This window comes from Verrucomicrobiota bacterium (assembly GCA_037139415.1).
Classification (GTDB): Bacteria; Verrucomicrobiota; Verrucomicrobiia; order Limisphaerales; family Fontisphaeraceae; genus JBAXGN01.
In genome coordinates this window covers 1-9,115 of record JBAXGN010000251.1, presented here as the reverse complement: position 1 = coordinate 9,115, position 9,115 = coordinate 1, and the positions used below count along the sequence as shown (strand labels likewise).

The window sequence follows — 9,115 nt, the reverse complement described above, 5'->3', positions numbered from 1 at the left end:
TCTTGAACTACGGACACATCGCCATCCGCTGCATGGTCCACACGAAAATGGTGTTTCGCAATTTAAAGGTGTACACCGAAAAGTTGGCGTTTACGGAGACGAAGCTAAAACAGCAGTAAGGCCAATTTTGGCACCTTGAAAATGTCATGAAAGCCCTGATTGCATATGTTTTCCTTTTCCTCTTGGGCAATGTAGTTGCCCAAGAAGATAATTACCACGCCAGCCTTAAAAGCACATGGCAAACGCAGTACGGGATTACCGGAGGTACCTGGGTATTTCCGCCCAACGAAGCAGCCAACGCAGCGAACACTTCAGGAAGTGGTGGCACTAAAACCTTGGTGCAAATTCCCGACCAGCCGTTCACGAAGGCAACCCAGGTTGCCATCGCAACCGTCCCGCAAAACCCTTGGAATGCTGGCCTGTCTTTAAATACCAGCGAGGCGATTGCGGCTGGCGATCGGTTGCTGCTGGTTTTCTGGGCGCGTACCATTTCCGCCCCAAATCAGATTGGGATGGGATGCTTTACCTTTGAAAATAACAAAACCTACACCAAGGAACTGGCCTTTGAACAAAGAGTGGGGACTGGTTGGAAACAGTATCTGCTGCCGTTCCAAGCAAAAGGCAATCACGCACCCGGCGGTGCCAAATTTGCCCTGCAATTGGGGGTGGCGGCGCAAACAATGCAAATCGGCGGCTTGGCCTTAATCAATTACCAGCAATCGCGTCCGCTGTCATCGTTGCCCACGGTGAGCAACGATGAATACGCGGGGATGGAGCCCGAGGCCCCTTGGCGCGCGGCGGCGGCGGCGCGCATTGAGCAATACCGAAAAGCGAACCTGGGGTTTGTGGTCCTCGATAAAAACAATGCCCCGATCACCGGCGCGCAAGTGAAGCTCGAAATGTTGCGCCATGACTACGCCTTTGGCACCGCCATCAATGAAGGGAAGATTACTGGCGACAAAAGTCAGGGCAACACGTATCAGGAAAAGCTGTTCAACCTCGACGGAAAAGGGCATGGGTTTAGTGAAGTGGTGTTCGAGAATGGACACAAGTGGGCCGCTTGGGAGGGTGATTGGGGCAATCCGAAAGCCAAAAAAGCCGCCACCGTTAAATGGCTTTCCGATCATGGGATACGAGTGCGTGGACACACCCTGGTCTGGCCGGGCTGGAAAAATTCCCCCAAAAACTTAAAAAATGAAGCTTCAAATCTGACCAATCTGACCAGGCGCATCAACGCCCATCTGGACGAAATGCTGAATTACCCCGGCATGAAAGGGGTCATCAAGGAATGGGACGTGATCAATGAACCGACCGGCAACGTGGACATTGCCAACGCATTCAAAGGCACACCCGGCTATGTGACCGGCCGGGAAGTGTATGCCGATATTTTTAACCGGGTACACCAAATGGATCCTTCTGTGAAAAAATATATGAACGAGGCTCATTTGAGCAATTTTTATGTGAATAGCGATTTCTTCAGGTCAATCGTCAAGGAGGTGGTGGCCAAGGGAGGCAAGATAGATGGCGTTGGTTTTCAAGCGCATTTCCGGTACATGATTCCGCCAGAGGAAATGTACGCCCATTTTGAGGATTACCATGAAATTACCGGCGGAACGGTAAAACTCACCGAATACGATAACAAAACCCTGGCCCCCGCGTCCCTGGAAGCCGCCTATTTTCGCGACCTATTGACCATCACCTTTAGCCACCCGCATAGCGATGGTTTTATTATGTGGGGTTTCTGGGATGGTGCCCACTATGCCAAGCGAGCGCCTTTGTTTGACATTAATTGGAACTTAAAACTAGCGGGCAAACCCTTTATTGATTTGGTTTTCAATCAATGGTGGACACCAGCCACTACCTTGAAGGTGGATCCAGAGGGCAAGGCTACGCTGCGCGGATTCAAAGGTGTTTATAAAGTCACCATCCAGACCGGGACCGAAGAATTTGTGGATACTGTGAATTTAAGCGCCGATTCGACATTGGTTTATAAACAACCGTTCGTTCGCCAAAGCGGGGTTGCAGAAATTAATGGCAAGCCATAGCTAAAGGTATGAATACGCCGCATATAAAAACTCAACTCGCAACCATGCATTTAACCATGCCCCATACTTCATTGCTACTCCGTCCTTGTGCTAACACGCTTTGGCTCACAAAGGTTTGCCTGCTTTTTATTATATTGTTTGCCTCTTCAACGCCAGTCATCCGCGCCTCTGGCACTGCGTTGAGTCGCACTGGGTTCAGGCTAGTCTCATCAAGCCCGACCGCCACAGTATGCGTACTCGAAAGCGAATCCGAATGCGTGCGGCTCGCGGTGGAAGACCTCATCAGCGACACGAGAAAGATTACCGGCAAAGCCCCTCCCCTCGTGACGCGTGCGGATGACAACAGTATTGTGGTAGTTTCATTAAACCGCCCGGAATCCTCCGCCCTGCTGGAAAAGCTCGCGCCGGGATTTGGTGACGGCTTGAAAGGCAAATGGGAAGCCTACCGGGTGGAGACTGTTGATTCACGACTCATCATCGCAGGCAGTGACGAGCGTGGGACCATGTTCGGGCTGTATGCGTTCATCGAGAAATATATCGGCGTGGACCCACTCTATTACTGGTCCTCGCGTCCACCTCAGCCGCAGGCAACCCTGGCGTGGGACGAAGTGAAACTCAGCTCTGGAGAGCCTTCCTTCCGGTTTCGCGGCTGGTTTATCAACGACGAGGACTTGCTGACCGAGTGGAAGGAGAGCGGTGGCAAGCGCCAGATTGATTATCCCTACTACGGGCAAGTGGTGCATCGCGAGGTGATGCGTGCCGTGGCGGAGGCGCTGGTGCGCAGCCGCTTCAACCTGATCATCCCCGCCAGCTTTGTTGACATTATGAACCCGCCGGAAGCAGCGCTGGTGGAAGAGTGCGCGCGCCGCGGTGTGTTCGTCTCGCAGCATCACGTTGAACCGCTTGGAGTAAGTGCCTTCAGCTATTTCAATTATTGGAAGCAGCGCGGCCGGGACCTAAAATACTCCTATTTTAGCCATCCAGCCGAAGTGCGCGAAGTCTGGCGTGCTTATGCGGAGAAGTGGGCTGCCTATCCCAATGTGATCTGGCAACTTGGCCTGCGCGGCATCGCTGATCGGCCGATGTGGATGGCCGACCCGAACACGCCACAATCCGATGCCGACCGCGGGCGATTAATCTCCGAAGCGATGGCCGCGCAAGTGAAAATTCTCGATGAAGTGTGTCCGCGTCAGCCGCGCCACCTTTCCACCACGCTTTGGGCGGAAGGTTCGGCGCTGAATCAGAAACAACTGCTCACCATCCCGGAAGGGACAATCATTGTCTTCGCGGACAACTCGCCCGGTTGGAAGTGGCAGCCGGATTTCTATTCGACGCCGCGCAATCCCAAGAATACCTATGGCGTCTATTACCACCACGGTTTGATCGGATCCGGCCCGCACTTGACCCAGGTGGCCTCACCGCACAAAACCTTTGAATGTCTGAAGACCGCCGTCGAGAAGGGAGCCGGAACGTATGCAATCTTCAACGTCGCCAATATTCGCGAGTTCGTACTGGGTATTGACGCAACGGCCAATATGACGTGGCGAATGAACTCGTTCGTCCCCGATGAATGGCTGGCGGAATGGGTGCGGGAAAGGTTTTCACAACAACGGGATAAAATCACCACGGCCTATCAGGTCTATTTCAACGCCTGGCAGATTCACGACGCGCAGCAAGTGCCGTTTCTGATGGACGGTCAGATGTTCGGTGCGGGCAACACCGTGCTCGGACAACTCGCCAAAAACCTGAAAGGAAATAAAATTGGCCGGGATGCCGAACCGGAAAAGAACCAACAGGTGAATCGCCAGCACCAAGCCACAGAACGCGTATCCCTGGCGAAGGCTGATGCCTTCTGGTCCGGGCTAAACGACATGCACCCGCGCAGCCTTGGCCGGCGCGAGACCATCAAGCGGCTGGCAGCCCAAAAAGCCGGTCTGACCTTGGCGCTGCTCCATGCGCGATCTGCCGCTGCCGCACTCCCGGAAACCGAGGCGTTCTTTCTTAACGATAATTTGATCTACCCAGGCGCCATCATGGTTCAAACCTGCTCGTGGCTGGAACACGTTGAAATTGCGCACGAAGCTCTGGATCTGGACAACCACTCCGCTTGCATTGATGCGCTGGCGCAAGCCGAGGCAGCCTTTGCCCGGATTCCCAGCCTGGCAGAGCGCTATTGCCGTGGCGAATGGGAAAACTGGTACCGCGGCTGTAAAAAACTGAATATATCGGCAACCTTAAAACGCACTCAAGAGGTATTGGAACAGGCACGCCAGGTAAAACCGACCCGCCCGGATATGGGAGCCCAACCATGAACAAACTGATCCACGATCATTTCCTGTTGAAAACGCGGACTGCGCAGCGTCTGTTTCATGAGCACGCCAAAGCACTGCCGATCATTGACTACCATTGTCATCTGGTTGCTGGTGACCTGGCCACGGATCGCTCATTCGATAACCTTGCCCAGCTCTGGCTGGTCAATGATCCCTATAAGCATCGGGCCATGCGGATTGCGGGTGTGCCGGAACGCTTCATCACTGGAAACGCCGGCGACCGCGAAAAATTCGATGCCTGGGCGGCCACCGTCCCACAGACGCTCGGTAATCCGCTCTTCCACTGGTCCGCCCTCGAGTTGCAGCGCTACTTTGGTATTTCCGAAATGCTCTCCCCCGTCACGGCGGATAAAATCTGGCATCACGCAAATGACTGCCTGCGTTCACAGACCTGCTCGGCTCGCGGGCTCATTCAGCAGACAAATGTGGAGTGCCTCTGCACCTCGGATCGGTTAACCGACGACCTCCAGACGCATGCGTGTCTGGCGAAAACCGATTTTGCCACGCGCGTGCTGCCATCCTTGCGCGGCGATGACCTCCTGGCCATTGAAGCGACAACGTATCCCGTTTGGCTTGCACAGCTTGGAACCACCACGGGAACCGTCATCAATTCCTTCGCCACATTTAGGCAAGCGGTGCTTCAACGACTCGACGTCTTTCATCAGTTGGGCTGCCGGCTGGCCGATCACGCGCTGGACGATTTTTATTATCTGGTTTCTGCCGAAAATGAGACTGCCGCCTTGTTCAACCGCAGGATTTCCGGTGGCGCGCTTTCCCCAGAGGATTTTGGGCGACTCAAATCCGGACTGCTGCTTTTCCTTGGCGGTGAATATGGCCGGCGCGGTTGGGCGATGCAACTGCACCTCGGTGCCCAGCGAGACACCAGCACCCGGTTGCGTAAACTAGCCGGCCCCGCCGGCGGGTATGCGGGCATTGGTAAAACCAGCAACATCCATAGCCTATGCCGATTCTTTGACGATCTGGAACAACAATCGGCCCTGCCACGCACCATTCTTTATCCGTTAAATCCTGCGGATAATGCCGCCTTGGCCACCTTGACTGGCGCTTATGCTGAAGACGGCATCCGTGGGAAAATTCAATTTGGACCGGCCTGGTGGTATAATGATCACGCCTGGGGCATTCGCCAACAACTTGAAGCAACTGCAAATTACGGTCTGCTGTCAGCGTTCATTGGCATGACCACGGATTCCCGCAGCTTACTTTCCATGACGCGTCATGAATATTTTCGGCGGGTGCTGTGCGATTTCCTTGGCGAACAGGTCGAATCGGGCCTGATGCCTCTGGATGAAGCGCTGCTGGGCCGTTATGTCCGGGATATTGCTTATGAAAACGCCCGGCGCTGGTTTTTGTTATGAACTCTGAAACAATTATGCATACCTCATTTTTTCAAAATAAAACGGCGGTCGTCACGGGTGCGGGCGGAACTCTTGGCTCGGCCATTGCCGTGGAACTGGCCCGGCGTGGAGCCCGCGTCGCGCTGCTTGGGCGCACCTTGGAAAAACTGGAGACGGTCTCAACCGCCATCCGTGCCGATGGCGGCACCGCCAGGTCGTATGCCGTGGATGTAACCGATACTGCGGGACTCGAGCTAACCCGGCAGCAGATCACGGCTGAACTGGGACCGTGCGCGTTCCTGATCAATAGCGCCGGGGGCAACCAGATGGAGGCGGTGACTACCACCACGGAGTTTGTACCGGATGAGATCGCCGCGCCCAAACCGGAGACGTTGCGCGGCTTTTTCAACCTGGATCCAAACCGTTACCTGGATGTCCTGCGGATCAACACCATGGGCACCGTCATCCCGTGCCAGGTCTTTGGCCGCGAAATGGCTGGCTTAGGGCGGGGTGGCATTTTGAACTTTGCCTCCATGAACAGCACCCGCCCGCTTTCGCGGGTACCGGCATACGGCATGGCCAAGGCCGGTGTGGTCAATTTCACTCAATGGCTGGCGGCGTACCTGGCTCCGGCCGGCATTCGGGTAAACGCGGTGGCTCCAGGATTTTTTCTTAATGATCGCAGCCGCAAGATTCTATTGGATGAACAAGGGCGCCCCACCCAACGCGGTAACAACGTGCTGAACCACACCCCTATGAAACGCTTTGGGGCAGCCGCCGATTTAATCGGGAGTGTTTGCTGGCTACTGGATGACGAAGCCGCCGGCTTTGTCACCGGTATAACTGTGCCTGTGGACGGTGGGTTTCTGGCTTCCGCTGGAGTTTAAATATGTTGATGCGCCGTATCAAAGGAGCTTTACCAGATCAATTTGACCCGGACTGGTTTTGCAAATGAACAAGCTTGAGGGCAACGGCCCCCGCAAAGGGCGGCAGCGGGACGGTCGTCAAACCCGACACGGTGCGCACACGCCTGGCTCCCATGATTTTGCCATCCGTGGTATCGTAAAACTCCGCCCGCCATTCGGCGTTGTTCCCCGGCAGTTTGAGTTGGACAACTTGCGTCGTAATGTTTCGCACCGCCCAGTCGGGTGCTCGACATCGCGCGTCACGAAACCAGCCCAACACTATTTTCTCATTTCCAATGGCACCCCCGAAAAGTTCCCCCGGCAACGTCGCTTCCACCGGCTGGAATCCAGAAAAATCAACGTCCGCCACAAACTTCGCCGCGGAACTGGCGGCATGACGGTACGGTGTGCGCAGGTCTTCCTTGGAGTATAGGTCATAGCCGTCTTCCCACCACAACATGCGGCCCGTCATCGCACCGGAAACAATCGCCGCCCAGATGGCGTTTCGAATACCCATCTGCGCCGCCGGTGAACCGACCAACCTGGTTTGCTTACTCGGAGCATCCAGCACCGCAGCCAGTCCGGATTCCCCGATCAAGACCGGCTTGGCATACGTCTTCAGACGTGCCCGCACCGACCCAAGGATCATCTCATCCAACTGACCCTTGAAGCGCGGATCGCTGGCGTAGGGATGCACCTGAATAATATCCAAGGCGTCACTGGCAAAAAGTTTCGGCCACTCCTCCATCCCAGAAAGCGAGGCGGTGACTGGCCGACGACGCGGATCCGCTCGACGGATGACGGCAGCGGCTTGGCTGGCAAACTCCAGCGCCGCCGCCTCGTTCGCGCCAGTCACCAGATCCAGTTCGGAGAAGATCTCCCAGGCGCAAATATTCGGCAAAGCCTGCCAGCGCTCGACCAGTTGCGCGGCCCAAGCCAGCCAGAGCTTGCGGCATTCGGTATCCTTGAGCAATTCCCCGGGATGGCTGGCGGAGCCGCCCAATGCGCGGTTGTGGGGATTCGATTTCCATTGGAGCCACTCTGCTGGCGCGCCTCCCGTGCTGCCATCATTCCAACGCGCCCAAGCATCAAATACTGGCAACACCTGCACCCCGTTGCTGGCCGCCAGGAGAAACACCTGTTCCCATTGCCTTGCCCAGGCTTCATCCAGCTTCCCCGGCGCCCCCTTGGGAACCATGCCTACTGTGATATGAATGCGGGCAATTCTTTCACCAGACTCGCGCGCCCAGCCCAGCAACGGCTCGAACTGTGCCACCTTCCAACCCGTGGGATTGCGCCCAAAGAGGAAGGCCTGATGACCATCGAATTCAAAATAATACGCGCCCGGCTTGAGGGTGATCGGTGCGCTTGCCTGCGACGAAGCATTCGTGAAGGCTGACACTGGATCACTAATTACAACTCGATCCAAGCGTGTCATCCTAAGATGGCGTGGTGGAGATGAACAGCCAGCCATGAGAATCAGTAACGACAAAATCACCATTATGTACTTCTGTAGTGTGATCATGCGATCTAACGGTAGAACTGACCGACGCGGGCGGCCAGTGACGTCGGGTTTGGAAACTGACGTGGCCCGTCCGCGTTCGGTCCAGTGATCTTGTTAGCCGTCAATGATTGCATTTCTGTCTCTGATATTCGGCCAAATGGCGACGCCAACGGAAGATGCCCCGCCACCAGCCAACCAACCATACTGCACAAAAGCAGCGAATGACCCACAAGAACCACTCCGGCTGCTTGCTGAAAAATGAACCGACAAAAATACCGCTGCCAATCAGCGAGCCAAAAAACGCCGCACACCAAATGTCTTTGGCTGTGGTCTGCTCTATTGGCTTAGGTTTCCCGCCAAACATAGGACGTGATGACGACTACCAGTCTTCTTGAACGCCCTTCCCGTCCATTGTTTTCGGGTGCCAGTTTGTTATCATGGCACCGACCATCCCTAAAAAGGCCCCGCCGGTCAATTGCAAAACGGCATTGATCCGGGCATGGTTTCTGGCATCCCGACGGGACCAAAGGCCGAAACCCCTACAGGGTTTATCCTCTCTGGCGGTTGGGACCCAGGATAGGCCCGTTCCCCTTTTCCCTCAACGGTCCAATCCTGGGCTGGAGGCCGGAATCCCCTTGGGATTCTCCCGATCTACCTGGGCGATTGGCTAATTTCTATCATCCCCTCCGGGATGCGGGCGGCAACTCCAACGGAGTTGTGTCCTCCAGCCCAGCAGCGAGGCACGAGCCACCCTGGGTTTGGCGGTTCGTTAATTCCCCAACCCTGAAGGGGTTGTGGCAATGGGCTGCGGCGGGACCAAAGGCCGAAACCCCTACAGGGTTTATCCTCTCTGGCGGCGTGGACTTATGATAGGCCCGTTCCCCTTTGCCCCCAACGGCCAACCCTGGGCTGGAGGCCGGAATCCCCTTGGGATTTTCTTTTTGGATTCTCCTTTGGTACTTTCGGCGATGGCTTT

General features: G+C 55.6%; 5 protein-coding genes. 4 read left to right on the top strand and 1 reads right to left on the bottom strand.

Annotated features, from left to right (window positions below):
* Positions 1 to 146 precede the first annotated feature (146 nt).
* The 4 genes from WCO56_27205 to WCO56_27190 all read left to right on the top strand — a co-directional run bounded on the left by WCO56_27205 (position 147) and on the right by WCO56_27190 (position 6,617).
* Entirely contained in the window at positions 147 to 2,045 is a 1,899-nt protein-coding gene (locus WCO56_27205; protein MEI7733290.1) for an endo-1,4-beta-xylanase, read from the top strand.
* Positions 2,046 to 2,302: 257 nt separating this feature from the next.
* Positions 2,303 to 4,357, top strand: a complete 2,055-nt coding sequence (locus WCO56_27200) for a glycosyl hydrolase 115 family protein (GenBank protein MEI7733289.1) — start codon at positions 2,303 to 2,305, stop codon at positions 4,355 to 4,357.
* A complete protein-coding gene (gene uxaC / locus WCO56_27195) occupies positions 4,354 to 5,751 on the top strand; it encodes a glucuronate isomerase (GenBank protein MEI7733288.1) in 1,398 nt (465 codons plus the stop codon). Before WCO56_27200 ends, uxaC begins: the two co-directional genes overlap by 4 nt.
* 14 nt (positions 5,752 to 5,765) lie before the next feature.
* Positions 5,766 to 6,617, top strand: a complete 852-nt coding sequence (locus tag WCO56_27190) for an SDR family NAD(P)-dependent oxidoreductase (protein ID MEI7733287.1) — start codon at positions 5,766 to 5,768, stop codon at positions 6,615 to 6,617.
* Positions 6,618 to 6,654: 37 nt separating this feature from the next.
* Here the strand turns inward: WCO56_27190 and WCO56_27185 are convergent, their stop codons facing one another.
* Positions 6,655 to 8,037 (bottom strand): hypothetical protein, encoded by a 1,383-nt coding sequence (locus WCO56_27185; protein MEI7733286.1) that lies wholly within the window; start codon positions 8,035 to 8,037, stop codon positions 6,655 to 6,657.
* Between the last annotated feature and the right edge of the window lie 1,078 nt (positions 8,038 to 9,115).

Coding starts and splice junctions, on each gene's coding strand:
- WCO56_27205 (MEI7733290.1), top strand. CDS start 147: ATGAAAGCCCTGATTGCATATGTTTTCCTTTTCCTCTTGGGCAATGTA.
- uxaC (MEI7733288.1), top strand. CDS start 4,354: ATGAACAAACTGATCCACGATCATTTCCTGTTGAAAACGCGGACTGCG.
- WCO56_27190 (MEI7733287.1), top strand. CDS start 5,766: ATGCATACCTCATTTTTTCAAAATAAAACGGCGGTCGTCACGGGTGCG.